This window comes from Cupriavidus sp. GW821-FHT02F09 (genome assembly GCF_059421605.1).
The window spans coordinates 46,459-73,211 of the sequence record NZ_JBWKVH010000039.1 but is presented as its reverse complement, the minus strand read 5'-3'; the positions used below and the strand labels follow the sequence as shown (position 1 = coordinate 73,211).

The following is a 26,753-nucleotide window of genomic DNA, read 5'->3' as shown; positions in this document are numbered from 1 at the left end:
ACCACGTCGGAGCCGGCGTTGGGCTCGCTCATGGCCAGCGCGCCGATCCAGTCGCCGCAGACCAGCTTGGGCAGGTATCTGGCCTTTTGCGCGGCGGTGCCGTTGCGGTGGATCTGGTTGACGCACAGGTTGGAGTGCGCGCCGTACGACAAGCCGACCGATGCCGAGGCGCGGCTGATTTCTTCCATGGCGATCATGTGGGCCAGGTAGCCCATATTGGCGCCGCCGTATTCCTCCGCCACCGTGATGCCGAGCACGCCGAGGTCGCCCATCTTCTTCCAGGCGTCCATCGGGAACTGGTCGGTACGGTCGATCTCGGCCGCGCGCGGCGCCAGTTCGGCCTGCGCCCAGTTGCGCACGGTTTCGCGCAACATGTCGATATCTTCGCCAAGGTGGAAATTGAGGCCGGGGAGTTCGTTCATGGTTGAGTGCTCGTTATCTAGTGGAATACGGCCGCGGCAGACGGCGGCCCGATGTCAGATGGGATTCGGTTGGGTCGTCACGTGGTCTTGTCGCCAAGCCCGAGCTCCAGCGTCATGCGCTCGCGCATCACGAACTTCTGCACCTTGCCGGTAATGGTCATGGGCATTTCGTCGACAAAGCGGATGTAGCGCGGAATCTTGTAGTGCGCGATCTGGTCGCGGCAGAAGGCACGGATATCGTCCTCGGTGGCCGTATCGCCCGGCTTGAGCACGATCCACGCGCAGACTTCCTCGCCGTACTTGGGGTCGGGCACGCCAAACACCTGCACTGCCTGCACCTTCGGGTGGCGGAACAGGAATTCCTCGATTTCGCGGGGGTAGACGTTCTCGCCGCCGCGGATCAGCATGTCCTTCACGCGGCCAACGATGTTGCAGTAACCCTCGGCGTCGATGGTGGCGAGGTCGCCCGTGTGCATCCAGCCATCGCGGATCGCTTCGCGGGTGCGAGGCTCGTCGTCCCAATAGCCTTGCATCACCGAGTAGCCGCGCGTGCACAGCTCGCCCTTTTCGCCAACGGGCACGATCTCGCCGGTGCCGTCCACCAGCTTGACCTCAAGATGCGGCTGGATCAGCCCCACGGTGGTCACGCGCTTGTCGAGCGGATCGGTGGTGGAACTCTGGAAGGAAACCGGGCTGGTCTCGGTCATGCCATAGGCGATCGTCACTTCCGCCATGTGCATCTGCGAGATCACACGTTTCATCGTCTCGATGGGGCAGGGCGAGCCCGCCATGATCCCGGTGCGCAGCGTGGAGAAGTCGTACTTGGCAAAATCCGGATGATCCAGCTGGGCGATAAACATGGTCGGCACGCCGTGCAAGGCCGTGCAGCGCTCCTCGCTGACCGCCGCCATGGTTGCCGCCGGCTCGAACGCCTCGCCGGGGAACACCATGCAGGCGCCGGTGGATACGCAGGCCAGCACGGCCAGCACCATGCCGAAGCAGTGATAGAACGGCACCGGGATGCACAGCTTGTCCTGTTCGGAGAAGCGCATCGCCATGGCGATGAAGCGCGCGTTATTGACGACGTTCCGGTGCGTCAGCGTGGCGCCCTTGGGCGCGCCGGTGGTGCCGCTGGTGAACTGGATATTGATTGGGTCGTAGCGATCGAGCTGAGCGGAAATCGCGTCCAACTCCCCGGTCAGGGCATGCGTGCCATGCGCGAGCAGCGCGTCGTAGTTCTGCATGCCCGGCGTGCGCTCGCCGCCCATGCGGATCACCCAGCGCAGCGCGGGAAGGCGCGCTGCCTGCAGCGCGCCCGGCTCGCAGCTTTGCAACTCCGGCGCCAGCGTCTGCAGCATTTCCAGGTAGCGCGACGTCTTGAACGACTCCGCCGCCACGATCGCCTTGCAGCCCACCTTGTTCAGCGCATATTCCAGCTCCGCCAGGCGGTAAGCCGGATTGATGTTCACCAGCACCAGCCCAAGGCGTGCGGTGGCGAACTGCGTCACCAGCCACTCCACCCGGTTCGGCGACCAGATGCCGATGCGGTCCCCGCGCTCCAGGCCCAGCAGGCGCAAGCCCCCGGCCATGGCGTCCACCACCTGTGCAAATTCCCGCCAGCTCCAGCGGATGCCCTGCTCGCGAAACACCACCGCCTCGCGATCCGGGAAACGCGCTACGGTTTCGGCTAGCAGCGCCGGCACCGTCAGCTCGGACAAGGGAATGTCGGTACTGCCCCTGACGTGGGAGAGCCCGCCAATGGGCAAGATCGTTGGGCTAGCCGCACCCTGCATCGTCATAACTCGTCTCCAAAGCGCTGTCGCAATATTGTCCGTATCCCGGTTTCTTGAGGGTTATTCAACTTTGTTGAGTGTGGCTCAAGTCGGGGAGTGCGCATATATTCTGGCCCTTGTCCCATCCTACGTAGCATCGGGGCAGTGGCGTTGACTGGAAAAGTACACGCAGACCCGAAAAATTGCAACCGTGAGTTGAGTAAAGATCAATTACAATCCCGTGACGGGGGCGAGTTGCGCCCCAAGGCGTGCCCGGGCATCTGTTTTATGTTGCGCCGCACTATAATCGCCGGCTTCCGGCAAGCGAGGTAACACGTCGATGGACGACATCATGGTGCGGCGCCGCGTCCCCGCGAGCGCCAAGGCGGAGCAACGCATCCGCGACATCCTGCGCGTGGCCCGCGAAGTCTTTGCCGAGATGGGCTACGAGCGCACCACCACCACCGAGATCGCCCAGCGTCTGGGCATCTCCGAAGCCACGGTGTTCACCTATTTCCACGGCAAGCGCGAGCTTTGCGTGCGGGTGATCGAGGACTGGTACGACGAGATCATCGCTGCGGTGGAAGAAGGCATGCCGCGCGGCCAGAGCACCAAGGCGCAGCTCGAGTTCTTCGTGCGCACGCATCTTCGGCTGTTCCTGATCCAGGGCACCGGGCTATGCGCGCTAGTGCTCTCCGAAGGCCGCGCCAGGGGGCCGGGGCTGGGCGAGGTGTTCGTGCCGCTGCAACGGCGCTACACCGCGCCGCTGATGGATATGCTGGCGCGCGCGCGGGAGAGTGGGGAGATCCGGGCCGACCTGCCGTTGAGCTTGCTGCGCTCGGCGATCTTCGGGCCGATGGAGCACATTCTCTGGGACGCAATCGCCAGGCAGCGGCCGGTGGATATCGAGCGGACCGCCAAGGATATCGTGGCGCTGCTCTGGCCAGCACTACTGCCGCCGGACTTGGAGGTGGCGGCGCTGCGGGAGTTTTATGGGGATGTGGGGGCGGCGTTGCGGCGAGTGGACGGGCGCGCGGAATAGGGCGCGCGAAGTGGGGAACGCGAAGTAGAGCGCTCCGGTAATAGTTCGGGCAGCGCCAACCCCGGTGTGTGGCACAGCCCAACAGCGCTAGCGGCGCGGCTTCCTTCCGAAGCACAATCGGGCGCTTTTCCGCCGTGCTGGCACGGGCATGGGAAATGCGTAATGGTGAACAACGGGTGCATCAGCGCCGCCTTTGCGACTGGCTCCCCGGTTTTCCCCATGCGTCGGCTCATCGTGTCGGCGTCCGCTGCTTCTCTGAGGGAAGGGTTTGCCATGCAAAAGCTGTCCATTCTGGCAATTTGCCTGCTTGTTCTCCTGGCCTGCATGACCGCGTTCATCTGCCTGTCCGGTGCATTCACGCTGCGCGACACCGAGTACGGGAGCGGCACGGCGGCGTTCTGCTATATCGAGGGGTACGTTTGTTGAGGCCAACTTTGCCACTGTCCCACTGTCGGCCGGGTTAGTGGAAACCAGTGGAATAATCCCGCTGCCCGAAGCGTTTACCGTAAGGGCCGGGTGCGCGGCGTGCGCGCACGCTTGCACTATGCTGGAAGGGTTCCTGGCCCGAGAACACCACCCGCGCCAACGATGGAGAATGGTCATGCAATATCGCTTCGCCAGATGGATGGGGGCTACCGCCGCTGCGCTCGCGCTGTGTGCCTGCGCGTTCCTGCAGCCGGTCGAGACCGCGCAAAAAATGATCGGTGGCCCGGAGAGCGCCGTGCGCGACACCTTCGGCAAGCCCACGGAGACCTACCAGCTCGCCGGCGGCACCAGCCGCTGGATCTACTCGAAGCAGCCGCTCGGGTTCGAAGTCTACGCGGCGGATTTCGACGCCAGCGGAAACCTCACCAGTTTCCGCCAGATGCTGACCGAGAAGGAGATCTATGAGGCGCGCCCGGGTACCTGGACCAAGCAGGACGTGGCCCAACGCTTCGGCCTGCCGCGCGAGCCGGTCCAGTACTACCCGCTGATGAAGCGTGAGGCATGGTCGTACCGGCTCTACATCGGCGCTTACCAGCCGGCCCACTTCAGCGCTTACTTTGACGATCGCGGGGTGCTGGACCGCACCATGATCATTGTCGATCCGCTTGGGGGCGACGACCACTCCAGCAGCAAGTGATTGCGGCCTTAAAAAACGCTGTGCGGTGCGTGGCTCAGGCGCGAGTCGCGTCCATGGCCCGTCGCGCGGTGGGGGCAAAGGCGCGCAATGGCCTAGGGGTTCGCCCCGCAGATGCGGAAGGCTTCCTTCGCCATTAACGTTCCAGCCGCGCCTCGATCCCTCCAATCAACCGCTCAACCCAGATCCGCAGCAAGCCATTGGACGGTGCCATCAACGCCGAATATCCCACAATCCGATACACCTCGCTCCGCCGTATCTTGGGCACCTTCGCCGGATCCAGCCAATCGTCATTGCTTGCAAGCAGCAGCAGCGTCTCCAGCCCGATAAGCACTGGCCACAAACACGCCAGGCGCAATCGAACAGAGAACGCCGGAATAGCAAACGTGTAATCCACCGCCTCACGGAAATGACCCAGCGTCGTGCGGATCAGCGCGAGCAGAAGTGGTTTCGCACGCGCCGAATTGCCTGGCAACAGCAAATCTTGCGGCGTCAGTCCATACTGGTCCAGCATCGCCCCCGGCAGGTAGCAACGCCCGATCCGCAGGTCCTTGGCGCAGTCCCGCAGCACATTGGTCATCTGAAGCGCCTTGCCAAAGCGCACGCCTCGCAGCAGCATCGCCTCGGATTCTCCCTTGAGCGTCCCGGGCATATGGGCGTAGGTCATCTTGGTCCAGAATTCCCCCACGCATCCCGCGACCAGGTAGGTGTACCGGTCCAGCTCTTCCCATTCGCGCAGCACGCCGATCTGCCCGGACCTTTCGTCGGGGAAGGTCCGCAGATCAAACTCCATGCCGGAAGCCAGGGTCGACACGATCTCGCGAACCGCCGTCCGATCGGCCGCGCTCAGCTGGGACAGCGCCGTCAGCGCCGGGCCGAGCGATTCGAGCAGAACCTTCTCGTCCGATAGCGCTTGTTGCCCGGCGACCTCTGCCGCCAGCCGCCGCATGAGCGTGCCATCGTCCGTGGCGCCGTTGACCTGATCACGCAGCGACAGCAGCAGTTCCAGCCGTTGCTGCGGTGGAATCAGCGAGGTGTCCGCGATGGTGTCGGCGGCGCGCGCCAGCAGATAAGCCAGGCCGATCGGATCGCGCATCCCTGCAGGCAGCACCCGCAGGGTGAGATAGAAAGAGCGTGAAACGCCTTTGAGCAGCGGGCCAAGAAGGAAGGCCCGGGTAGGGTTAGGCATGGATGGGGTCGGGTCGTGATGGACAAGTCGGCGCTGCCGGATTGTATCCTCATCCGGCACCATGATCGCCTGCCCGGGCGCTGCCTTGCGAGACTGAACCAACCAGCGCTGGCCGAGGCGCTTGCAAAGACCATGACAAGCTGGTTGGGCAGCAGAGGCCGCAACGCAAGTGATGGCCGCCATGCAGCCGTGCCAGCCTCAAGGCACCCGGCGCAGCCGAATCGCGCCATTCTCATACAGGACGACGCCTGCGACGCGCCCGGTCGCATCGCGCTCGAACTGGAGCTGGCTGCTGCCGTTTTCGTAGGCGAACCGATCCGGCTTGTCGGCGACGGGGAACACAGGGCGGCGAAACCAGTTTCCGGCGCGCACGCCAAGTTGCCCGTTCTCCGCGCGAACATCAAGGTCCAGATCTGTGCGAATGATGCGGCGGGCGCGGTAGCGGCCGGCGTAGTCCAGTTGCCTGTCGAGCGGCACGACGGCAACCGGCGGCGCGGCTTCCTTCGTGCGTAGCCCCGCAGAGCCGCTAAAGCCGCCAAAGCCGCCATCACCCAGGTAGTAGTCGACCCGAACGATCTCGCCGGCCTCGCGCCTGAACACGTACCGCGTGCCGGCATCGGCGTCGACAAAGGTGTCTGGCCCGCCGGGCGAGAGCGCGCGAAACCCTGTGCCCGTCGAGCGGCGATAGAGCTTGCCGTCCTGCGGCACGAAGGTGAAGCGGGTGTCCTTGTCTGCCTGGTAGATGCCGCCATACTCGGCCAAATCCGCAGCTGCCGGAGCCATTTGGGTAGCCGGGGCGATCGGGTAGCGGCTAGCCGCAATGCCTGTCAGAACCTTAACCGGGTTGGCGTGCGAGTTACTGGCCAGTATCGCCACGGCTTCCTGCGTATCCGGCGCAAACGCCAGCAGTGTCCGGTAGCCCCCGGTAAGCCCGTCGTGGTGATACGTTCGATGCCCGGCCGGCCCGCGGATCAGGATGGCGTAGCCGATCTCTTCTCCACGGAAGTGGCCCAGGGGGGTGAGCGCCCGTTCTGCCGCCGGGCCAAGCGGGCCGGCCCGGCCAGCCATGAAGGCGCGCGCCAGCAGGAGCAGGTCGGGGGCCGTCGAGCGCAGCGCGCCGGCGCCTGACAGCGCCTCGAAATCCCATGGTGCCTGGAACGCCTCGTGCTGATAGCCGGTGGCCAGGCGGCTGGCCTGCCGGCCGAGGTATTGCATCGTGTCGCGCATGCCCAGCGGCCCGGTGATGTTCTCGCGCACCAGCACATCCCATGGCTTTGCGTAACGGTCGGAGAGCAGTTGGCCGAGGAGGCCCATGCCTAGGTTGCTGTACGCCGCGCCGCAGGGTGGCGCATGTTCCAGCGTCATGCCGGAAAGACCGGCGTAGATTTTCCAGCGGTCGTGCCGGGAGAAGGGATTTGGTGTGCCGTAGCCGGGAAAGTCCTGTGGCTCGCGGGGCAGGCAGGCGCTGTGCGTCACCAACTGGCGCAGGGTGATGGCGGCGGTTTCGGGCTTCAAGGTGGCCTTTGCCTCGAGCAGCTTGCCTAGCGTGTCGTCCAGCGACAGGTCGCCGCGCTCCACGGCCTGCGCGAGCAGCAGGCCGGTGAATACCTTGCTGATGGAGCCGATCTCGAAGAACGGCTGCGCGTCCGCGCTGCCGCCCTCCACAACCTCGCCGACGCTACCCACTGGATTGCGTTGCAGCGCGAAGCGGCCTTGCTGGTTCCGCCAGATGCCCACGGCCACGGTGCCGGGTTCATCGTCGAGCACGGCTTTGGCGATTTCGGCGGGAGGCGATGCGAAGGTGAGGGGCGCGGCGGCAGCGGGCGGGAGATAAGAAACGCCGGCTAGCGCAGCGCAGGCAGCGCAGGCAGTGGATAGGGCATTGCGCCATGCCGCAAGGAAAGCTGTCGCATGTCGCGCCGCCAACGCGGTAGCCAGTTCACCGAACCGCTTTGTCTTTCCCGCCATGAGAATCCTTGAATGGTCTCAGGCGTCGATTCTATTTCGTTTTCTGCGCTTCGGTGTCGTGGTTTGGTGTGGTAGAGCGCCCAGATCGCACTATGGCAACCACGGTGTCGATGCGGAGGATGTCTTGCGCCAGCTTAGAGCGCGCCCGTCAGCCTGCGCCGCACAAAGACGATATGCTCGCGCAGCACATAGAACTGGTCGGCATAGGCAAGCGGCATCTTCATCTTGTTGACCGCGTCTTCGATGTGGTCGAGGCGCTGGGCCAGGGCGGCTTTTTCTTCCTCGGAGGGGTTCACCAGTGCCACGCGCTCGATGTCGATCAGGGTGCCGTACCAGCGATAGATACGGGACTTGACCCGCCACCTGTAAAGCGAAGGCACCAGCCGGAAGGCCGGAATCAGGATCACGATCACCGGCACGAGCACCAGTGCACGGGAGAGCAGGCTCGCCAGCCAGAAGGGCAGGTGGCGGTACAGGAAGCCCTTGCCCGACGCGTAATAGCGTGTGGCGTCGTCGCTCAGCGGGAACTCATGCGCGGTGGCCGAGGGAAACTGCCCGGCGCTTTGCAGCAGGCCGGCCTTGCCGTGGACCTCGCGCGCGGCCTCGATCAGCAGGTCGGACAGCGCGGGATGCAGCGAATCGCGCGCCACCAGTTCCACCGTCGGGCCGATCAGGCGGATGGGATGCGCCGGGAGATTCTTGCCCAGGTCGAATACGCCGGCGGGCAACACCAGCTCCTGCAGATAGAGAAAGCGCCGCGTATAAGCATTGGCCTGCGCGAAATCCAGCAGGCGGATGCCCGGCATGCGAAACAGCTTGCGCATGATCGGGCCAGTGGCGGAATCGCCGGTCAGCATGGCCACGTCGATCTTGCCGTCGACCAGCGCCTGGGCGGCGTCGTCGCCATCGAACGCGATGAGCTCGGCACTGCCGCCCGGCTCGATACCGTTCGCCTTGAGCAGCGTCAGCGCCAGCGCGCGGGCACCGCTGCCTTCGCGTCCGATGGCGATGCGCGACTTGTGGAAGTCGGACAATTTGTGCTGTTCCTTGCCGCGGTACAGCACCGTGATGGGCGCGTAGAACACGCTGCCCAGCGAGACCAGCCCTTCGGTATCCACATCGCTGGAGACGCCACCCTGGACCAGCGCCAGGTCAACGTCCTGCTTGCGATCGGCCAGCCTCTGCACGTTCTGGCGGGAGCCTTCGGAGGCCAGCACATTCAACGTGATGCCATTGCGTGCGAGGACCTTTGCGTACTTCTCGGCGGCGTTGTAGAAGGAACTGCCCTTGGGGCCCGCGCTGATGGAGATGGTGCTCGGCGGCGCCGGCTGCACCAGCCATACTGCGAGCCAGATGGCTGCCAGGGCAAGGGCCAGCACGGGGCCGAAGGATACGGCCAGGTCGCGCCAGGAAATGGCGACAAAGCGGGCGCGCAGGCGGTGGATATCAGGGAGCGCGTTGGCGGTAGTGGGCTTGTCTGGTGCGGGGTCCGGCGGCATCGGCGCGATTGGGGGAGGCTAGGGCCGTTGGATGATAGCACCCGCGCTGTGCCGCATTTTTGCGCGCGTGCTATCCGGCAACGTCATTGCGTCCAACCGCCTCTTGGCGAATAGTCGCGCTCCCGGTTGTCGCCGTTGCGCTCCGTGCCGTACGGCTGTCCGCGATCGCCGGAGCGATGATCGTTGTTCCACTCGTTGCCTGGATGGCCGTCATGCCGGTCTGCACCGCGATAGCCGCCATCGCCACCGGTGCGGCCTTCGCCGCCGGGTACCCACAAGCACCCCGTTTGGGTGAGCGCGAGCGCAGCAGCGCAAATAATAAGACGAGTTCGCATGACATGCTCCTATCGATACCACGCCGCAGGCGTGATGCGCTGCAGCGGTCATCCGCAATGCGTCACGCCCACCGGAAACCTGGCATGACGTCACTGTGCTCCTCGACGCTCACGCCGCCCAGCGCATTGATCATGCGTTTGACGGAATCCTTCGCGTCCCCGGCGCAGCTCGCGACCAGCAGCATTTCGCCTTGCGCGAGCTGCGCGCGTTCCCGGGCAACCTTGCCGCGCAGGATGCGCGCGCCAAGCTGGCCCGCGAGCCAGGCGCCGCACAAGCCGCCGAGCGCCCCGCTCGCCACGCAGGCCAGGATGCTGGCAAAGGTGCCGGCCGAGGTGCCAAGATGCAGCGTCGCGGCAATGGCCAATATGGCGCCGGCCACAGTGCCCGCTATCGCCCATTCCTGGCGATACGTTGTTTGCTTGGACGCGGCTCGGGGCAACCCTTCCAAGGGCTGGTCGTCGCGCTGGATGAACCAGGGCCCGCCGATATGGACAGGGGCAACAGGTAACGCCTGCAACGACGATTGCATGCTTCTCGCGGCGGCGATGCCGCTAAGCCGGAAATAAAGGACGCTGCGCATGATGTCACCTCGAGATCCATCGCATCGCGCTCGCTACATGGCGAAGGCCCGCAATGCGGCGCCGCGACAGGCTGAGACTGACATGGATCGGCTGCGAAGTCGGTACGATGGCGGACACGGAATCCGATGCGGCGCGCCATGCAAAAAAAAGCCCTCGGCCCGAAGGCCGAGGGCATGAAAGGAATAGCGTTCAGCGTTGGCTTGCGTTTGCCGCCATCGCCGGTCGGCTGCACGACCCCTGCCCGGTTGCAGCCGCGTCTACTGCCTGGCAGTTCCCCGCTCTTCTGTGACTTGTGATACCCGTTCCCCATTGCCCAGGATCATCAGGGCGCTGTCATCCATTTCTGGCGACGGTTCTACCAACTCAAGCACTGGAATCTCCGGGAACAACACCACGACCAGCTCCCTGACGAGCTTGTGCGACTCGAATGGCCCGAAGCGGTAGACAGCTTTCCTGTCGATTTCCGCGAAGTACCATCCACCGACCATGTCGGGATAGACGATCACACTGTGACCATTAGCTTGGGCTTGCATGCGCCCTCCAAAACGTTTCCCCTGCCAAGTGGGTCGAGCGCCACTAGTTACCGTATGCCCCAAGGGGAGGGAGAGGCATGCCTTGACTGTGATGCGGCCTGCAGCCCTATGACATCTGGCCGATCGACATCTGGGGCATCTTAGGCGGGGGCCTATGGCAAGTCGGTACGCTAGCGTGCAAGTCGGGTTCTCTTTTTATGGCGCCAGTGTCTGGCGGCTTCGGCAAGCGCGCCATGCGGCTGGTTTACACTGGGGCTCAGATGGCGGTCCTGACCCTGATTTGCCATGGCAGATGCCGGCAAGAGGCAGGTCCTGAACCTACGGGGCCTACCCATGCAGACACAGGAATACGCCAGAGCCAATCATCTGTTGGCGGTGTTGCCGGAAGAAGAATGGGCGCGCCTGGCGCCGCAGCTGGTGCTGGTGGATTTGCCGCTGGGGCAGGTGATCTATGAGTCTGGGGACCGGCTCAATCATGTGTATTTTCCAACCACGTCGATCATATCTTTGCTCTACGTGATGGAAAACGGCGCATCGGCGGAGATCGCCATCGTTGGCAACGAGGGCATGGTCGGGATTGCGCTGTTCATGGGGGGCGAGACCACGCCAAGCCGTGCCATCGTCCAGAGCGCCGGCACGGCCTATCGGCTTGACAGCGCCACGGTGAAGGCGGAATTCAATCGCGCCGGCCCCATGCAGCGGCTGCTGCTGCGCTATACGCAAGCGCTGATCACGCAAATGGCGCAGACGGCCGTGTGCAACCGGCATCACTCCATCGAACAGCAGCTGTGCCGCTGGCTGCTGCTCAGCATGGACCGCTTGCCAACCAACAAATTGAAGATGACGCAGGAGCTGATCGCCAACATGCTTGGCGTGCGGCGTTCCGGCGTGACGGAGGCAGCGCTGAAACTGCAGAATGCCGGCCTGATTCGCTATCACCACGGGCATATCGAAGTGCTCGATCGGCCAGGGCTGGAGCAGCGCGTGTGCGAGTGCTATGCCGTGGTCAAGCGCGAGTGCGATCGCCTGCTGCCCAACCTGCGGGCGATCTGAGCGAGGATCAGGCCGCCTTGCCTGCCTCGTCCGCCAGGATCGAAATCAGCTCCGGCACCGTCGGCTGCGGCCGGGCGGTGTGGCTGGCGCGCTCGTAGGTATCCCGCACCGCCTCCGCCGTGGCACGCGCGGCGCCAAGCTCCTGCGCCATCGTGGTGTAGTAGCCCATGTCCTTGAGCGCGTTGGCAATCGAGAAGCGGAAGCCGGACTTGTCCTGCGACTCGATGTAGGGCCGCATGCGGTTGAGGATCACGCCGTCTGCGCCGCCCTTGGCCAGCACTTCCACCAGCACGCCCGGGTCTACGTCTGAGCGCTCAGCGCAGGCAGCGGCCTCGGCCAGCACGGCGGAGAAGCCCAGCGAGACAAAGTTGTGCAGCAGCTTGAGCCGGTGGCCCGAGCCGGCGGGCCCGGCGTGCACGATGTTCTCCGCGAAGCACGACAGCAGTGGCCGGCATTGCTCGAACAAGGCGCGGTCGCCGCCGACGATCAGGTTGAGGCGGCCTTCCTCGGCTTCCTTGGGCGTGCGCGTCATGGGCGCGTCAAGAAAGCGTGCGCCGGCCTTGGCCACCGCTGCGGCAATGCGCTCCGTGGACGAGGGAATGGCGGTGGAGCAGTCGATCACCACGGCGCCCTGGCGCAGGCCGGCAAGCACACCGTCCGGGCGGAACAGCACGTCCTCCACCTCCGGGGTGCCCGTGACGCACAGGATCACGATATCGACCGCGCGCGCTAGCTCGGCCGGGGTGGCGGCCGTGGTGGCGCCGGCCGCCAGCAGGTCGTCCACCGGCTGGTTGCCGGGATGGTCGAGCAGCACCAGCGGGTGGCCGTGCCTGGCGATGTTGGTGGCGATGCCATGGCCCATCATGCCGATGCCGATCATGCCGATTGTTTTCATGTTGTCTCCGATCTTGTGTTTTCTGCCAGGTGCGAATATCCGAGTCCGGCAGCGCCCGGCCGCGCTTGCCGCCAGGCGCTGCCGGCTCCGATTTAATTGATTCCAGGTCATCCTCGATCCCGTATTTTGGGCTCTCGGAGCCAACGCCGGGCGTCTTCTCGCGGCGCAAACGGCGCAAACGGCGCCACTGCGGTGGAGATGATGCCTGCATTCAGGCGATGATGGCGCAATCCAGCGCATCGGTCACGCGCCAGGAGCGGGCGTGGCTGCCGGTATGGAAGTGCGCGGGCAGGCCGAATGGCGTGTTGTTTGCCATGGCGACGGCATGGGGGATACGCGGTCCGGCGGCCGCGCGGATGGCGCGTCAGGCTTTTGGCGGCGGCGCGAACGCTGCGGCCTGCCCCGGCTTGCGCAGCATCTTGTCGACCTCGCCGGCATGCAGCTCCTCGATCTGGATCATCTGGCGCGCGAATTCCTCCAGCGCCACGGAGCGATCCTCCACCAGCGTCAGCAGCTCGCGATACAGCTTGAGGGCAGCGTTTTCCGCTTCCAGCGATTCACGCAGCATGGCGGCGGTATCGAAGGTGTGGCTGTCGAGCAGCTTGCCGATGGCCAGCGACGGATACGCGCCCAGCGTGGTAATCCATTCCCCCGCCTGCTGGGCATGCAGCAGCGATTCGTTGGCCTGCTCGCGCAGCCAGGAAACGATCGGGATGCGGCCGAAGCCGAACACAAGCAGCGAGTAATGGGTATAGCGCACCACCCCCGCAAGCTCGGCTTCGAGGATCCGGTTCAGCACGCTGACCACTTCTTCTTTTTCCATCTCAGCCATGGCACGTCCTCTCCGATGGGTTGGCGCTGCTACGTCATTGGCGGGTCGCAATCATCATGGAGTCCGGCCCGGTGAGCGGTTCCACCCGCGCTTGCGCAAAGCCCACTTGCCTGGCCCAGGCGCAGCACTGCGCCCCGGTGTAATCGAAGCCGCCCGGAGTTTCGATCAGCATGTTCAGGCTCATCAGCAAGCCAAACACGTTCTGTTTGCGCGCGTCGTCGATCATGGCGTCATAGACGATCAGGCGGCCGCCGGCGGGCAGCGCGGCGTGGCATTTTTCCAGCAGGTATAGCTTCTGCTCGAGATCCCAGTCGTGCAGGATATGCCCCATGACAAGCACGTCTGCTTGCGGGCAGGGGTCGTTGAAGAAGTCGCCGGGATAAAAACGCAGCCGATCCTGCAAGCCATGCAAGGCGACATATTCCTCGAAGACCGGGCCAACCGCGGGCAGGTCGAAGCCGCCGCCGCGCAGGTGCGGGTGAGCCAGCGCGATCTGTACCGGCAGGGCGCCCTGCGCCGTGCCGATATCGATAAAGGTCTGGCACTGCGCCCAGGGGAATTTGCGCGCCATCGCCTGGGCGGCGGCCAGGCTGACGCCGGTCATGGCTTGCAGGAATCCGCGCAAGCCTTGTTCGTCCCGATAGATTGCGGCGAAGAGGTCGCCATGCTCGTCGGCCTGGGTCTGCGGCAGGCCGGAGCGCAGTGAATCGGTCAGCGACGCCCAACTGGGGTACAGCCGCGCATTGGCCATCTCCAGCAGGCCGCCTACATAGCTGGGCTTGGCCTTGTCCAGGAAGAGGTCCGTGTCGGGCGTGTTGCTGTACCGGCTGGGCGCCTCGGCGTCTTCGCGCTCGAGCAGGTGCAGGGCCACCAGCGCGTCGAGGAAATCCACCGCGCCGCGTGGATGCAGGCCAAGGGCGGCGGCCAGGGGGCCGGCCGGCTGCGGCGCCTTCGCCAGTTGCGTGAACACGCCAAGCTCCACCGCGCTGAGCAAGGTCTTGGAGGCCCAGAAGCCCATCCCGAGCTGCAACACCCGCTCCGGTGTCAGGTCCGGCACCTGCCATGGGCTGGCGGGCGTGGGGCCGCGGGCGACGTCTTTTCCGTTCTGCATAGGTCACCTCGTCGCCGCCGCCGGCACGTACCCGGATACCCGGGCGCCGGGGCGTAGGGAAGGATGCTGGTAACTCTAGATGCCGGAAGAGGCGAAATCCAGCCGATTCTGGCGCGGCAGCCTTGGCACCCCCCAATCCTGCCGGGGGATGCCACCGAATGCCCCTTCGGCCTGCGGGACTTGCGGGGTCTACAGGGCCGCGGCCAGCCGCCGCCCGCGACAAAGATGGGTGACAAGCAGCGCAAGGCCGAGCAGGCATCCCAGGCACCAGGCAAAGGCGCTGCCGTAGCCATGCGCCGTGCCGGCGCTTTCCAGCCGCGCATAGAACAGGTTCCCGAGCAGCGCCACGCCAACTGAGTTGCCCACCTGCTGCACCGTGGCCAGCACACCGGCGGCCACGCCGGCATGGTGTTGCGCCGTTCCCGCCAGCACGGCGCAGGCCAGCGGCGCCATCACCATGCCAATGCCCGCGCCCTCTACCACTAGCAGGATCAGCATCACGGTCATCAAGCCGGTGCCTTGCGCCTGCCATGGCAGCAGCGTGTTCGCCAGTTGCAGCCAGTGGCCCGCCGCCAGCAGCATGGCGCCATAGGCGATGGACGAGCGCCCCAGGCGGGCGGCGATGCGCGGCGCGGCCAGTGAGGTGGCGAAGAAGCCCAGCGCCAGCATCGTGAACGCGCCGCCGCCTTGCAGCGGGCTCAGGCCAAGGCCGTCTTGCAGGTAGAGCGCCAGCACGAAGTAGAACGAGGCATTGCCGGCGTAGAAGGCGACCGTCACGGCCAGGCCGCGCGCAAAGCCTGGCGCGGCGAACAGCGCCGGGCTCACCAGCGGCTGCCCGCCGCGCGCATGCAGCCAGCGCTGATGCCAGGCGAACACGGCGAGCAACACGGGCGCCATGGCCAGCGTAACCAGGGCGGCGGGCGGCCAGCCTTGCTGCCTGCCTTCTACCAGAGGCCACACCAGCGCACCCAGCGCCGCCGCCAACAGCGCCATGCCAGGCACGTCGGGCTTGCTGCCGCTGGTGGGCGGCGATGCGCGCAACACGCGTGGCGCCAGCAGCAGCGCAATGATTGCCACGGGCACGTTGATCAGGAAGCAAGTGCGCCAGCCCAGCCCGCCCAGGTCGGCCCGGATCAACGCGCCGCCCACCAGTTGGCCGAGCAGCGCCGCCAGGCCTAGCGTGAGACCGTACGCGGCGAATGCCCGCGCCCGCGCGGGCCCGGTGTAGGTGAGCGAGAGCATGGCCAGCACCTGCGGCTGGAGCAGCGCGCCCGCCAGGCCCTGCGCCACGCGTGCCGCGACCAGAACGGGAGCGGACGGGGCAAGCCCGCAAGCGGCGGAGGCGAGCGCGAACAGCAACAGGCCCAGCATGAACATGCGGCGCCGCCCGAGCATGTCGCCCAGCCGCCCGCCGGTGATCAGCCCGGTGGCATTGGCCAGGCCATAGCCCGCCACCACGAACTGCAGCGCGCCGGCGCTGGCGTGCAATTCGTGCTGGATGGCCGGCAGCGCCACATTCACGATAAAGAAATCCATCACCACCATGAAGGTGCCGCTCAGCATCACCAACAGGGCCAGGTGGTCCATGGGGGTCGGGGACGATGCGGCGGCGTGGTGCGCGACGGGCGCGCTCTCGGCGCGGTTCAGGCTCGAGGAGGTCATGGCTGGAGTCCTTGGCAAGGGGCCTTAGCCGAGTTCGCGCACGAACGCCAGGATGTCCGCGCCCAGCCGCTGCGCATGCGTGAACGGCAGGCCGTGCGGCGCGCCAGCGTAGACGGCGAGGCGGGCGTCGGGCAGCAGGGCCGCTGTGCGCTCGGCGGTCAGCGCAAGCGGGCAGGAGGCATCGTTGTCGCCGTGGACCAGCAGGGCGGGCACCTTGATGGCCGGCAGTTCCGCGCGGAAATCCGCATGGGTGCTGGCGTGGTTGCAGCCCAGCAGCGCCTGCAGCGAAGTCTGCAGGGCCATGGCGCGCACCCACGCAAGCCGCGGCGCCGAGCACAGGCCGCCGCCGAACGCAGCGAGATTGTTCTCCACCCAGAGCGGAAAGTCGTCCGCCAGCTCGGCCGCCGCTTGCGCCAGCAGCGCGGGATCGATGCCGTCCGGGTTGTCCTCGCTGCGCGGCACGCACGGCGTGGTGCAGCCCACCAGCACGATGCCGGCGACGCGGCCCGCGCCGTGGCGCGACAGGTAGCGCACGATTTCTCCCGCAGCCATCGAATGGCCGACCAGCGTCACGCGCCGCAGGCCGTGCGCGTCGATGACGTCCGCGAGATCGTCGGCCAGCGTATCGAAGTCATAGCCATGCCCGGGATCGCTGGAGCGGCCATGCCCCCGGCGGTCGTAGGCGATGCAGCGCACGCCTGCAGCATGCAGCGCCTGCATCTGCCCGCCCCAGACGTCCGATGGCAGCGCCCAACTGGCCGCGAACAGCACCACGTCCGCCGCCGGATTGCCGTCGTGCCAGTCTCGCACGAACAGCGACACGCCGTCACGGGTCAGCACATGGCCGGGCTGTGTGGAATGGAGCCGAGCGGGGATTGATGCGCCGGGATGGCGCAGGGACGGGGCGGAATGTGAAATGGCGGCGGCAGGCATGAGACAGCTCCGGTGGCGGTTACCTGGCGAGTCCAGGCAAGCTCAGTGTGGGAGCTGGGGGGCTGCGCGCCAATTACGCGGCAGGTAATCAAGGTGCCGATGACGACCGCGGCAGGGGCCAGGAGGATCACGGTGCCGGCTATGACCGGTGCGCCAGTCGCGCCGGTCCTGGACGCCGGCGAGCGGGAGAATGGGCGAAAGGGAGAACGGGCGGAAGGGAGAACGGGCGGAAGGGAGAACGGGCGGAAGGGAGAAAGTTACCGCCTGCGATGGCTGCGCAGCGCCCGCGGCGTCCCGCTCCGAATCGCCTCCTCGAGCAAATCCGCGAGGGCCCGCGTCCGGCGTTCCGCGATCTGCTGCACCGTGGCCAGAGCGCCAGGGATCCCCATATCCGTGAGCGCACCGGCGCCCAACTCCTTCACGGTTTCGCCGCGACGGGCCGTATCGATCTGTGGTTTCGCGTCGTTTAGCATGGGATTCGAGGCCTGCGGTTGCTGTTTCAGGCCGGATTGTGCACCCATCTTGCGTGGGTACGATCCCCCCTTGTTGGGGTAATCGTGAAGGACTATTGACGGCGGAAAAGCGCCCGTGCCGACGCCCGGCGATCCACCATCGGGATGATGCGGATGAGCGCCATAGGCCATTGCGGCGAGGACGTTTCGCGCAGGGCCCGGTGTTTCGGGTGTACACGCGCGAATCACGCAACTCAGCCTGCAAGAAGCGCCGCGAAACGGTCAATGTCCACGTTCCCGCCGCTAACGATGATGCCCACGCGCTTGCCCATCAGTTCGGCCTTCATGCCGCGTGCGGCGGCGAGGCCCAGGCAGCCGGTTGGCTCCACGACCAGCTTCATGCGTGACGCAAAGAAGCGCATGCCATCGACCAGCTCCTCGTCACTGGCGGTAAGGATATCGTCGACATCACGGCGAATGATCTCGAACGTGTGACGGCCTAGGTGCTGCGCCTGCGCGCCGTCGGCGATGGTCTTCGGCGTATCGATATGCACGATCGCGCCGGAGCGCAACGATTGCTGGCCATCGTTGCCGGTGGCGGGCTCTACGCCGTAGATCTTGCACCGCGGCGCCAGTGCGCGCGCGGACAGTGCGGAGCCGGAGAGCAGGCCGCCGCCGCCCAGGCAGACGAACAGGGCATCGAGCTCGCCCGTTTCCTCGAACAATTCCTTGGCGGCGGTTCCCTGGCCGGCAATCACGTCCGGCTGGTCATAGGACCCAATCAGCGTCAGGCCCTGTTCCTCCGCCAGCTTGTGGCAGATTGCCTCGCGGTCGTCGGTGTACCGATCATAGAGCACCACCTTGCCCCCGTAGCCCTTGGTCGCCGCCACCTTGGCAGCCGGCGCATCGTGCGGCATGAGGATCGTCGACGGTATCCCCAGTAATGCCGCCGACAGTGCGATGCCCTGCGCGTGGTTGCCACCGGAGAAGGCGAGAGCGCCCCGGCGGCGTTGCGCGGCATCGAAGCGCGCCAGCGCATTGAATGCACCACGAAACTTGAAGGCGCCAGTGCGCTGGAGGTTCTCGCACTTGAAGAATAAAGCGGCGCCCAGTTCCTTGTCGGCGGTCTGGGAGCGCATCACGGGAGTCCGGTGGGCAAAGCCTTCAATCCGGCGCGCGGCCGCTAACACGTCATCGAAGGTTGGAAGATTCAGGATCATCGTTAAGTCTTGTTAGATTGATGGCGCTGTCAGGGCCGATGGATTCTGGGGCCCCTGAGTATCGATAGCACGCCGCTGGGCAGGCGTGCCATCGTCATGGCCTGCGGCGCCATGTCGGTCAGATTGCAACTGGTGCGAAAGTCTCAATCAAACCGTGGTCCGCTTTCCCTTTCCTGTTCCTGCTCGAGCAGCTCTTGCTGCTTGCGGGTACTCAGAGGTGCGATCAATCTGTACATATTATCTATATCTGGATAATTTGTAAATTCATGGCCAAAGGACATGGAACATCCCCCGGTCCTGTATCCATAGGAGTCGGGTGAATCGAGCCTGCCGGCCTAAGCAGGCGGTTCAACATTGAGCGAACAAGGTTCACGGCTCAATGAATCGCGGCAGCAAGGCCAAAAAAAATGCCCGCCAGGTAAATGGAGGGCATGAAGAAGTGACATTGGGCGAGACGCTTTTCCCGCCCGCACGCAGTGTCTCACCGTGGGCGCTGGGCATCTGCCCCAATAGCGTGGGGATTGTGCTCCATCACTCACTTGACTTGGATCAACATTAAAAGCTATGAGATGTGATCTCCGCTCCCTGCGGGGCAGTGGCCCGCGATGGCCGCAGCGGCCTGCTTACTGCTCGCGTGGCACAAACCGCCAGCCGCCGGCTTCGAGCGCAAAGGCAAAGCCGGTGACGCGCTGGTCGGGCTTGCCGCCGGTGGAGATCATGGCGGAGCAGCGCACGTTGCCGCTCTCGTGGCTCAGACTGCACTCGTCGAGCTGCTTGACCGTCAGCGATGTGGCCATTGCGGTCAGTTCCGCGACTGCCTGCGCATCCGTCTGGGTCTGCAATTGCCCACGGGCAAATTCGCGCATCGATGCGGTGGCTTGCGCGGCGTCCGGGCCACTGATGGCGGGTTCTTCACGGCGCACCAGTACCCACGGCTCCGGATTGCCGCCGAAGGCCAGTGCGCGGTAGCCGTCGCGGCGGCCGGCCTTGACCCCGACGATGCAGACGATCTCGCCGCCGCTGGCGGGCAGGCAGCCCTTGACCGTATGCGCCTTGATGGAAGCCATGATCCCTGCCACAAACGGCGACCGCGCACGCTCGGCCGCGGCCGGGTCAGTCTGCTCCAGTTGCTTCAGGCGCTCGGCCTCCGCTTGCTGGATGGCGGCGGTGACCTGGTCGGGCGTGGGCGCGGGCGGGGCCTCGGCGGCGATGACGCCGGCGCTGGCGGACGCCAGGCAGACAGAGAGGAGTGCAGCTCGGGTAGCGAGGCGGGAAATGCGCATGGATAGGGAGCAACGGCCGGATAAGAAGGGCGGCCAGTTTAGCACCCGGGCAGGCAGTCATGAGCAGCAAGGGCCTCTTTGTCGGGGCGCTCGTTTTCCATTTTCCGTTCCGGGGCCACGTCCGGCGCCCGGTGCCAGTCACCGGCATGAAACAGCCCGCCGATCGGCGGGCTGGGCGGCCTGGTCAGGCCTTGCGGGGTCCAAGCGCCTTAGCTGGCTTTCTCTTTCTTCTGGTGATGGACGATCCGGTCCCACCAGTAATGGAACGGATGGGCGTGTTCCGGATAGAGCACCGACTTGTGGAAAAAGCCTGCGCGAATGACGAAGGCGTAGAGCAGGACGACTGCCCCGAGGAAGAGCATATAGGCGATCATGGCGGTTCCCTTTTATGGTGGCCATGATTCATTGTAGGCTTCGTGCGCCTGGCGTGCTGGGCGCTGGCGGCTAGGTGTTCCTGGCCTCCAGCGCGGCTAGCTGGCTAGCTACTTCAGCGGCCAGGTCGTGCAGATCCATGACGGAAACATCGTGAACGGCTGAGCTGATGCCGGAAGCGCCTCTCAGGCGCGGGTTGCAGCGCCAGCTTGCCATTCGCCGCACCGGGACGGAACCCGCCATGCCACTCATTCAGAGCGATATCCCCGCCCGCCTGGACCGCCTGCCGTGGTCGCGCTGGCACTGGAGGGTGGTAGTCGCGCTGGGGGTGGCGTGGGTGCTCGACGGGCTCGAGGTGACGCTGGTGGGATCGCTGGGCGGCGTGCTCGAGCGCCCGGATGGCCTGGGCCTCAATGCGGCGCAGGTAGGGTGGCTAGGGTCGCTGTACATAGCTGGCGCGGTATTGGGCGCGCTGGTGTTCGGCCGCCTTGCGGACCGCCTTGGCCGCAAGGCCTTGTTCCTGGTGACGCTGGCGGTGTACATGGCGGCGACATTGGCCACCGCTTTTTCCACGGGTTTTGTCTTCTTCGCGGTGTGCCGCTTCCTGACGGGCCTTGGCATCGGGGGCGAGTACGCGGCGATCAACTCGGCCATCGACGAACTGATCCCGGCGCGCGTGCGCGGGCGCGTCAGCCTGGCCATCAACGGCAGCTTCTGGTTCGGCGCCGCGCTTGGCGCGGGCCTGAGCCTGGTGCTGCTGGATCCGCGCGTGCTGGGCCCGGCCGTGGGCTGGCGTGCGGCGTTCCTGCTCGGCGCAGTGCTGGCGCTAGCCATCTTGCTGGTGCGCCGGGACGTGCCGGAGAGCCCGCGCTGGCTGCTGACGCACGGGCGTGGCGAGCAAGCCGGGCGCATCGTCGCCGCCATCGAGGCGCAGGTGGTGGCCCAGTACGGCGCGTTGCCGCCGGCCACGGGCACGATCCTGCTTTCCAGGCGCGCGGCGCCTACGCTTGGCGAGGTCGCGCATGTGCTGTTCAAGCGCTACCGGCTGCGCAGCGCGGTCGCCCTGGCGCTAATGGTCTCGCAAGCGTTCTTCTATAACGCGATCTTCTTTACCTATGCGCTGGTGCTCACGCGCTTTCACGGCGTGCCCGATAACCGCGTGGGGCTGTATATCTTCCCCTTTGCGCTGGGCAATGTGCTGGGGCCACTGCTGCTGGGGCCGCTGTTCGACCATATCGGGCGGCGCCGCATGATCGGGCTTACCTATGTGCTCTGCGGCGTGGGACTGGCCATGACCGGGTGGGCCTTCGAGCAGGGCTGGCTTGACGCGCGCAGCCAGGCGCTGTGCTGGTCGGCGGTGTTTTTCCTGGCCTCCGCGGCGGCCAGTTCCGCTTACCTGACGGTGAGCGAGGTCTTTCCCATCGAGACGCGCGCCCTCGCCATTTCGGTGTTCTACGCCGTGGGGACGGGCACCGGAGGCTTTATCGGGCCGTTGCTGTTCGGCGCGCTGATCGAGAGCGGCAGCCGCGCCGCGGTGGCTGTTGGCTATGGCATTGGCGCGGCGCTGGTGATCGTCGCGGGCTTGTTTGCCCTGCGTTATGCGGTCAATGCGGAAAAGCGCCCGCTGGAAGAGATTGCGCCGCCGCTGTCGTCGCGCGATTAGCCCACCTTGCATGGCGCGCCGGCAACACGGGCGCGGTCTAGTCTGCTCAGACCGGATCCTTCCTGCGGAATGCGGCCTGCGCGGTGGCGATCAGACGGCCTTGGCTGTCGGTGACCTCGGCGTTGGAGAAAAATACCCGGCGGCCACCGCCCACGCGCCGGCCAACCACCAGCAGCGGCTCCACTTGTGCGGACGAGACATAGTTGACGTTCAGCGAGATGGTGGTGGCGGCGCGGCGCACGCCATTCTCGGGAAACAGGCCGGCGTAGCCGCCCGCCGCGTCCAGCAGCGTGGCCAGGATGCCGCCTTGCACAACGCCCGTGTTGTTGAGGTGCGCAGCCTGCGGCATCAGCGACATGCGCACCAGGTCCGGCTGCCACTCGACGATGGTGAGATTCAGCGATTCGAGAAAGGGATTCTCCAGCGCGTATGGCTGGCTTGCGGGGGTGTTGTCAGGCATGGCGAGCGAAGGACTGTGCCGGTGTGTTGGAATGGCCGTCATGATAGCCGCTAGCGGCCCGCGGCAATCTGGACGGCTTCGCTGTCACGCTCTCCGACGGGACGGGCGAGATGTGTCTGCCGTGCGCCTGATCCTGTTCGCAGGCCCCAGTGATGGCTAGGCGGGCATTGCGCCCATCATTAGCAGCCCGCATCCGCCCAGCATCCCCGCCCAGCGGGCGGCGCGTACCGCGATGGCCGGCGCGTAGCTGAGCAGCAGCACCAGCACGAGCGCGCCGAGCGTCAGCGTGCCGATCCATGAGACGCTGCCCATCGGCCAGCCTAGCTGCCGCACGCAAGCCGCCAGGGCAAGGGCCAGCGCGGCCCAGCCTAGTCCCTGCAGGCGCAAGCGCTCGGCGGGCGAAGGCGCGGCGCCGCGGCCGTGGCGATCGGCATAGTGGCGGTCCAGCGTCTGGCTGAGCGCGGTGAAACCGCTATAGGTGAAGGCCAGCGCGGTGAAGAAACCCAGGCTTGCGCTCATGCGGCTCCCTTCGCATCGCTCGATGGCATACCGATGTCTTTGGCTGGCACCGGGCGCCGCGCGGGTACGCGCGCCTTGGCGCGCCGCCCCAGGATATGCGCTGCCGCGCCCAGCGCAATGCCCAGCGCCAGCACCGTCAGGTCGAACCCGGCCACGGCAGCAGGCCCCTGGCGTTGCAGCAGCGTCACGCCCAGGTGGGTCTGCGTGGTGAAGGCGTTGAGCACGGGAATGGCAGCGAGCATCAGCGCGCCGGCCCACAGCTGCACGCGCCACATGGTGCGCGTCGGCCGCACCTGCGCCAGCACGGCTGCCGCCCCCCAGGCGATGAAGAAGGCATGGATCTCCGCGTCGGGGCGGTGCGGCATGCCCGCGGGCAGCAAGCGGTTGGCCCAGAAGTACGTAGCAAACGCGATCGGCAGGCCGGCAATAGCGCCGAGGTTGAGCGCGTCCACCAGCCGCAAGCCAAAGCTCGGGCGGGCGCCGGCCGCCAGTGCCTTGGCCTGGCCCTGGCGCGTCTTTACGCCCCACAGCAGCGCGCCGGTGGCCACCATGGCGCAACCTGCCAGTCCGCTCACGAAGAACAGCGCGCGCAGCAAGGGCCCGGCGAAATGCGCCTCGTGCAGGCCCACCATCACGCCACGCGTCTGGTTGGCCGCGCCGGGCGCGTCGCCCGTGGCCAATACCAGCGCGCCGGTGACGCCGTTAAAGCGCATCGACGGCGCATTGGCGGACAACGAGCCTTCGGTGCCGCGCGACACCGTGATGGTGGCGTTGGCATCGCCCGCCAGCATGATGGCGACGCGGCTGGGCTGCGCGCCATGCCAATGGCGCATGGCTTGTTCCACCAGCGGGGCGACCGGCGTCAGAGGCGCCGCCTGCCCGCTTGGCTTGCCCTGCGGCGCGCGGCCGAAGGCTTCGTTGTTGAAAGCCTGCTGGTTGCCCTGGTACGCAGTCTGGATGCCCCACGGCATGTACATGAACATCAGTGTGACCAGCCCGGTGTAGGTGATCATCAGGTGGAAGGGCAGGGCCAGCACGGCGGTGGCATTGTGCGCATCGAGCCAGGAGCGCTGGCCCTTGCGCGGTCGGAAGGTGAAGAAGTCCTGGAAGATGCGCCGGTGCGTGATGATGCCGCTGAGAATGGCCACCAGCATGAACATCGCGCAGAAGCCGACGATCCAGCGCGCCCAGATCGCCTGCATGAAGTACAGGTCGAAGTGCAGGCGGTAGAGGAACTCGCCGCCGCGCGTGTCGCGCACGGTCTGCAGGAAGGCGCCGGTGGCGGGATCCAGCGTGCGGCTCTCGAAGCGGCCGCGGCCGCCCCCGACGCCTGAAGCCGGCGCGCCGGGTGGGCGCATCCACAGCACGTTTACCGCGGGGTTGCGCGCATCCGGCAGGTCGATGAACCAGCGGGGAGAGTCCGAGGCGTTGCGCTGCAGGTACGCTACCGCACGGCTGGCGGCCTCGGCGCTGGAGACTTGCGTGGCGGCCGAGCGGTGCAGCTCGGGCTTCATCCACAGCGTGATCTCGTCCTTGAAGTAGCTGGCGGTGCCGGCGCAGAACACCAGCAGCAGCACCCAGCACACCAGCAGCCCGGACCAGCTATGCAGCCAGGCCATCGATTGACGCAGCCCGGCCCTCATGGCGCGCTCCGCAAGGCAGCCAGCAAGAGGCCGAGCACCGCGGCAGGCACCACCACGCCGGCCCAGGCGCGCCACGCGCTGACGGCGGCGAACACCCACAGCACCGCGCACGCGTAAAGCGAGAATGACAGCAGCGTGGCGGTCATCACCGCCTCGTCCGGCGGCATGGGCACCACCACGGCCAGCAGCCCGGTGGCCACGGCCGCGAGCACATAGCCGCCCCCGATGGCGGCCACCACGCGCGAGGCAACGCCAAGGCGATAGCGGCCGGTCTGGCTCAACCCCATGACAAGCGCTCCCTTACTTGTTGGGCGCGGCTGCCGGCACTGCGGGTACCGCGGCCAGGCCATCGCCCTGCGTCAGCGACAGGGTGGTGACGTAGCTGGCGATGTCGTACGGCTTGCCATTGCGCTCGCCGGCGGTCTTGTCGATGTGGTGCACCTCCAGCACGTAGGTGCCTTGCCACGGCTGCGCCAGGCGCACGATGCCTTGCTCGTCGGTGCGCAGCTCGCGGCCCCAGCCGGACTGCACGGCCACGCCCACCTTGGCCTTGGGCAGTGGGCGGCCGGCATAGACCACCTGGTACTCGCCGGCGCGGCCGGTGGGCACGATGTCCAGCGTGAGCTTGGGCGTTACAGCGGTGGTGGAGCCAGCGCCCAGCAAGCGAGCCGCCGGCGTCCAGGCGGTGCGGATCACCTTGTCGCCGTCCTTGCGCTCCAGCAGCGCATAGCCCGTGTCCTGCGCGACGATGGTCTCGCCCGCGCCTGCGCGCCCCGAGAGCACGAAGCCGTTGGTGGTCTTGTCGGCCTTGAGGGGTTGCTCGCCCCTGGCCGTTACCAGCACGGCGGTGGGCTGCACGAACCGGTCCAGCAGTCCCGGCGAAACTTCGCGCAGGTTCTCGTTGAATTCGCCAAAATACAGTTGGGCGGCCGCCGGCGTTTGCTCAAGCCAGACCTGGTGAGCCTGAGCGGTGCCGCTCAGTGCGGCGCCGCAAAGCAGGGCCGAGGTGATGAGGCGATTCATGGGCTATGCATCCTTTCAAGATGGGAGGCTGGCGGTGCCGTGTTGCGCACAGGCCGTTGGCTGGGACGGCTAGGAAATCGTGACCGTGAAGTCGCATATGATAATCGTTCTCATTTAATTTGTGTGGGTTTTGCATGATGGCGCAGCGTTGGGGGCAGGGCATGGACGCAGGCTGGCCGATGCCCCCCGGAGGCGGATTTGCGGTCATTGAAGGGGTGCAGGAGAGGGGCCTTTGGCCCGGCTTTTGCGTCCGGATTCGAGGCTCGGCGGGGGCTGGTCCCGCGCTCGGCTATCATGTGCGATCCTCAGGATCTTCAGTGTGCGGCCAGCGCCGCATCCGCGACCGTTTCCCCGCCCCTTCTACCTGCATTTATTGTGTCTTTTGCCATGCCTTCTTCTGATCCCGCCGACGTCAAGAAAGTCGCCGCCATTGTCTGGATCCGCGTCCAGATGGAGCGGCTCGGCATCTCCATGGATGAATTGGAGGCGGCAGGTTGTTTTGACTGGGAGGCGGCGCCCGCCAGGGCGCCGATCGAGGAACCCATCGTGAAGGAAAATGAAATGGATGTAGATGTCGCCCAGGCGCTGTTGCCCGCAGGGCCGATCACGGCACCGCCCGCGCTGTTGCCTGCCGGGCCAATCACCGCACCGCCGGTAGTCGCACCTGCGCCATTGCGCAAGGCCGTAGCGCGCAAACGCGTTCCTGCCCCTGTCAGGCAATCAGCGCCACCTGCTGTGCCGGTCGCAAGGCCAATCGCAACACCGGTCGCCGCGCCTGTCGTAGATGCGGTGGCAGCGGCTGACGCCGTGCCCGCGGAAAAGCCGACGGCAGCGTTGGTTGCCGAGCCGGTGGCAGCCCTGGCCGCCGCTCCTGCGCCTGCACGGGTAACCATGTCCGTGCCCGCGCAGAAAGCGGGAGCCGTGAAACCAGCGGCACCTCCAGCGGTGCCGGCACAGGTAGCCGAGGCCGCCGCCGCGCCGGCAGCGGCCGCACCTGCGCCAGCACTGGCGCAGGCGAGCGCGCCCGCACGCCGCTACCGCAATGCGGAGGGACAGGTCTGGGATGGCGTGGGCCCCATGCCCGCATGGCTGCTGCGCGCAGTCAACGCGGGCCAGTCGGTGGAGCATTTCCGGGTGAATTGAAGACAGCGGCCGATGGCCGCTGTCTTG

At 66.2% G+C, this 26,753-nt stretch carries 28 protein-coding genes; 6 read left to right on the top strand and 22 right to left on the bottom strand.

The annotated features are described in order from the left end of the window. The coding region (locus tag AC07XB_RS30560) for an acyl-CoA dehydrogenase family protein (protein ID WP_494752812.1) at nt 1-422 on the bottom strand (422 nt) is incomplete at its 3' end. 77 nt (nt 423-499) lie between these two features. Further along, a complete protein-coding gene (locus AC07XB_RS30555) occupies nt 500-2,221 on the bottom strand; it encodes an AMP-binding protein (protein WP_492831126.1) in 1,722 nt (573 codons plus the stop codon). Nucleotides 2,222-2,534: 313 nt separating this feature from the next. On the opposite strand from AC07XB_RS30555, the gene AC07XB_RS30550 reads away from it, so the two are divergent. The 3 genes from AC07XB_RS30550 (at nt 2,535) to AC07XB_RS30540 (ending at nt 4,359) form a co-directional block, all read left to right on the top strand. Beyond that, on the top strand, nt 2,535-3,236 hold the full coding sequence (locus AC07XB_RS30550) for a TetR/AcrR family transcriptional regulator (protein WP_492375668.1): 702 nt from the start codon (nt 2,535-2,537) through the stop codon (nt 3,234-3,236). Nucleotides 3,237-3,398: 162 nt separating this feature from the next. Further along, on the top strand, nt 3,399-3,662 hold the full coding sequence (locus tag AC07XB_RS30545; RefSeq protein ID WP_492831127.1) for a hypothetical protein: 264 nt from the start codon (nt 3,399-3,401) through the stop codon (nt 3,660-3,662). A 175-nt stretch (nt 3,663-3,837) separates the two neighbouring features. Further along, on the top strand, nt 3,838-4,359 hold the full coding sequence (locus AC07XB_RS30540) for a hypothetical protein (protein ID WP_492375670.1): 522 nt from the start codon (nt 3,838-3,840) through the stop codon (nt 4,357-4,359). Between the two features lie 133 nt (nt 4,360-4,492). On the opposite strand, the gene AC07XB_RS30535 is transcribed toward AC07XB_RS30540, so the two are convergent. From AC07XB_RS30535 to AC07XB_RS30510, 6 genes are all read right to left on the bottom strand, one after another. Then, nucleotides 4,493-5,545: a phytoene/squalene synthase family protein gene (locus AC07XB_RS30535; protein ID WP_492375692.1), complete on the bottom strand. Its 1,053-nt coding sequence runs from the start codon at nt 5,543-5,545 to the stop codon at nt 4,493-4,495. 198 nt (nt 5,546-5,743) lie between these two features. Further along, a complete protein-coding gene (locus AC07XB_RS30530) occupies nt 5,744-7,513 on the bottom strand; it encodes a serine hydrolase (RefSeq protein ID WP_492831128.1) in 1,770 nt (589 codons plus the stop codon). Between the two features lie 134 nt (nt 7,514-7,647). Beyond that, nucleotides 7,648-9,012: a TAXI family TRAP transporter solute-binding subunit gene (locus AC07XB_RS30525; protein ID WP_492831129.1), complete on the bottom strand. Its 1,365-nt coding sequence runs from the start codon at nt 9,010-9,012 to the stop codon at nt 7,648-7,650. An 83-nt stretch (nt 9,013-9,095) separates the two neighbouring features. Next, complete coding sequence (locus tag AC07XB_RS30520; RefSeq protein WP_492375673.1) at nt 9,096-9,347, bottom strand: hypothetical protein; 252 nt, start codon at nt 9,345-9,347, stop codon at nt 9,096-9,098. A 62-nt stretch (nt 9,348-9,409) separates the two neighbouring features. Further along, a complete protein-coding gene (locus tag AC07XB_RS30515) occupies nt 9,410-9,928 on the bottom strand; it encodes a hypothetical protein (RefSeq protein ID WP_492375674.1) in 519 nt (172 codons plus the stop codon). Between the two features lie 258 nt (nt 9,929-10,186). Continuing rightward, nucleotides 10,187-10,462 carry a hypothetical protein gene (locus AC07XB_RS30510; protein WP_492831130.1) on the bottom strand — a complete coding sequence of 92 codons (276 nt, stop codon included), beginning with the start codon at nt 10,460-10,462 and terminating at the stop codon, nt 10,187-10,189. A 333-nt stretch (nt 10,463-10,795) separates the two neighbouring features. Here AC07XB_RS30510 and AC07XB_RS30505 point away from each other — a divergent pair, with 333 nt between their 5' ends. Further along, nucleotides 10,796-11,515 carry a Crp/Fnr family transcriptional regulator gene (locus AC07XB_RS30505; RefSeq protein WP_492831131.1) on the top strand — a complete coding sequence of 240 codons (720 nt, stop codon included), beginning with the start codon at nt 10,796-10,798 and terminating at the stop codon, nt 11,513-11,515. 7 nt (nt 11,516-11,522) lie between these two features. Here AC07XB_RS30505 and AC07XB_RS30500 read toward each other — a convergent pair whose 3' ends face one another. The 9 genes from AC07XB_RS30500 to AC07XB_RS30460 form a co-directional block, all read right to left on the bottom strand. After that, nucleotides 11,523-12,410, bottom strand: a complete 888-nt coding sequence (locus AC07XB_RS30500) for an NAD(P)-dependent oxidoreductase (protein ID WP_492375675.1) — start codon at nt 12,408-12,410, stop codon at nt 11,523-11,525. Between the two features lie 364 nt (nt 12,411-12,774). Continuing rightward, nucleotides 12,775-13,242, bottom strand: a complete 468-nt coding sequence (locus AC07XB_RS30495) for a ferritin-like domain-containing protein (protein WP_492831132.1) — start codon at nt 13,240-13,242, stop codon at nt 12,775-12,777. A 34-nt stretch (nt 13,243-13,276) separates the two neighbouring features. After that, nucleotides 13,277-14,353, bottom strand: coding sequence for a methyltransferase (locus AC07XB_RS30490; protein ID WP_492831133.1), 1,077 nt, complete (start codon nt 14,351-14,353; stop codon nt 13,277-13,279). A gap of 189 nt (nt 14,354-14,542) precedes the next feature. Then, nucleotides 14,543-16,015, bottom strand: a complete 1,473-nt coding sequence (locus tag AC07XB_RS30485) for an MFS transporter (RefSeq protein WP_492831134.1) — start codon at nt 16,013-16,015, stop codon at nt 14,543-14,545. A gap of 24 nt (nt 16,016-16,039) precedes the next feature. Beyond that, entirely contained in the window at nt 16,040-16,948 is a 909-nt protein-coding gene (locus AC07XB_RS30480) for an alpha/beta fold hydrolase (RefSeq protein ID WP_492831135.1), read from the bottom strand. A 257-nt stretch (nt 16,949-17,205) separates the two neighbouring features. After that, nucleotides 17,206-17,469: a hypothetical protein gene (locus AC07XB_RS30475; RefSeq protein ID WP_492375680.1), complete on the bottom strand. Its 264-nt coding sequence runs from the start codon at nt 17,467-17,469 to the stop codon at nt 17,206-17,208. A gap of 185 nt (nt 17,470-17,654) precedes the next feature. After that, complete coding sequence (locus AC07XB_RS30470) at nt 17,655-18,620, bottom strand: threo-3-hydroxy-L-aspartate ammonia-lyase (protein WP_492375681.1); 966 nt, start codon at nt 18,618-18,620, stop codon at nt 17,655-17,657. Nucleotides 18,621-19,243: 623 nt separating this feature from the next. Then, the gene (locus AC07XB_RS30465) at nt 19,244-19,903 is read right to left on the bottom strand and encodes a hypothetical protein (protein ID WP_492375682.1); all 660 of its coding nucleotides are present in this window, start codon (nt 19,901-19,903) and stop codon (nt 19,244-19,246) included. 209 nt (nt 19,904-20,112) lie between these two features. After that, on the bottom strand, nt 20,113-20,277 hold the full coding sequence (locus tag AC07XB_RS30460) for a hypothetical protein (RefSeq protein WP_253931542.1): 165 nt from the start codon (nt 20,275-20,277) through the stop codon (nt 20,113-20,115). A 239-nt stretch (nt 20,278-20,516) separates the two neighbouring features. On the opposite strand from AC07XB_RS30460, the gene AC07XB_RS30455 reads away from it, so the two are divergent. After that, nucleotides 20,517-21,938 (top strand): MFS transporter, encoded by a 1,422-nt coding sequence (locus AC07XB_RS30455; RefSeq protein WP_492375683.1) that lies wholly within the window; start codon nt 20,517-20,519, stop codon nt 21,936-21,938. Nucleotides 21,939-21,984: 46 nt separating this feature from the next. Here AC07XB_RS30455 and AC07XB_RS30450 read toward each other — a convergent pair whose 3' ends face one another. The 5 genes from AC07XB_RS30450 to AC07XB_RS30430 all read right to left on the bottom strand — a co-directional run bounded on the left by AC07XB_RS30450 (nt 21,985) and on the right by AC07XB_RS30430 (nt 25,583). Continuing rightward, a complete protein-coding gene (locus tag AC07XB_RS30450) occupies nt 21,985-22,398 on the bottom strand; it encodes a PaaI family thioesterase (protein ID WP_174424783.1) in 414 nt (137 codons plus the stop codon). Between the two features lie 156 nt (nt 22,399-22,554). After that, a complete protein-coding gene (locus AC07XB_RS30445) occupies nt 22,555-22,917 on the bottom strand; it encodes a DUF3325 domain-containing protein (RefSeq protein ID WP_492375684.1) in 363 nt (120 codons plus the stop codon). After that, nucleotides 22,914-24,560, bottom strand: coding sequence for a PepSY-associated TM helix domain-containing protein (locus tag AC07XB_RS30440; RefSeq protein ID WP_492831137.1), 1,647 nt, complete (start codon nt 24,558-24,560; stop codon nt 22,914-22,916). Before AC07XB_RS30440 ends, AC07XB_RS30445 begins: the two co-directional genes overlap by 4 nt. Further along, nucleotides 24,557-24,847, bottom strand: coding sequence for a DUF3649 domain-containing protein (locus AC07XB_RS30435; RefSeq protein WP_492831138.1), 291 nt, complete (start codon nt 24,845-24,847; stop codon nt 24,557-24,559). Before AC07XB_RS30435 ends, AC07XB_RS30440 begins: the two co-directional genes overlap by 4 nt. Nucleotides 24,848-24,860: 13 nt before the next feature. Continuing rightward, complete coding sequence (locus AC07XB_RS30430) at nt 24,861-25,583, bottom strand: cobalt ABC transporter substrate-binding protein (RefSeq protein ID WP_492375687.1); 723 nt, start codon at nt 25,581-25,583, stop codon at nt 24,861-24,863. 387 nt (nt 25,584-25,970) lie between these two features. Here AC07XB_RS30430 and AC07XB_RS30425 point away from each other — a divergent pair, with 387 nt between their 5' ends. Then, nucleotides 25,971-26,726: an H-NS family nucleoid-associated regulatory protein gene (locus tag AC07XB_RS30425; protein ID WP_492831139.1), complete on the top strand. Its 756-nt coding sequence runs from the start codon at nt 25,971-25,973 to the stop codon at nt 26,724-26,726. Nucleotides 26,727-26,753: the final 27 nt, after the last annotated feature.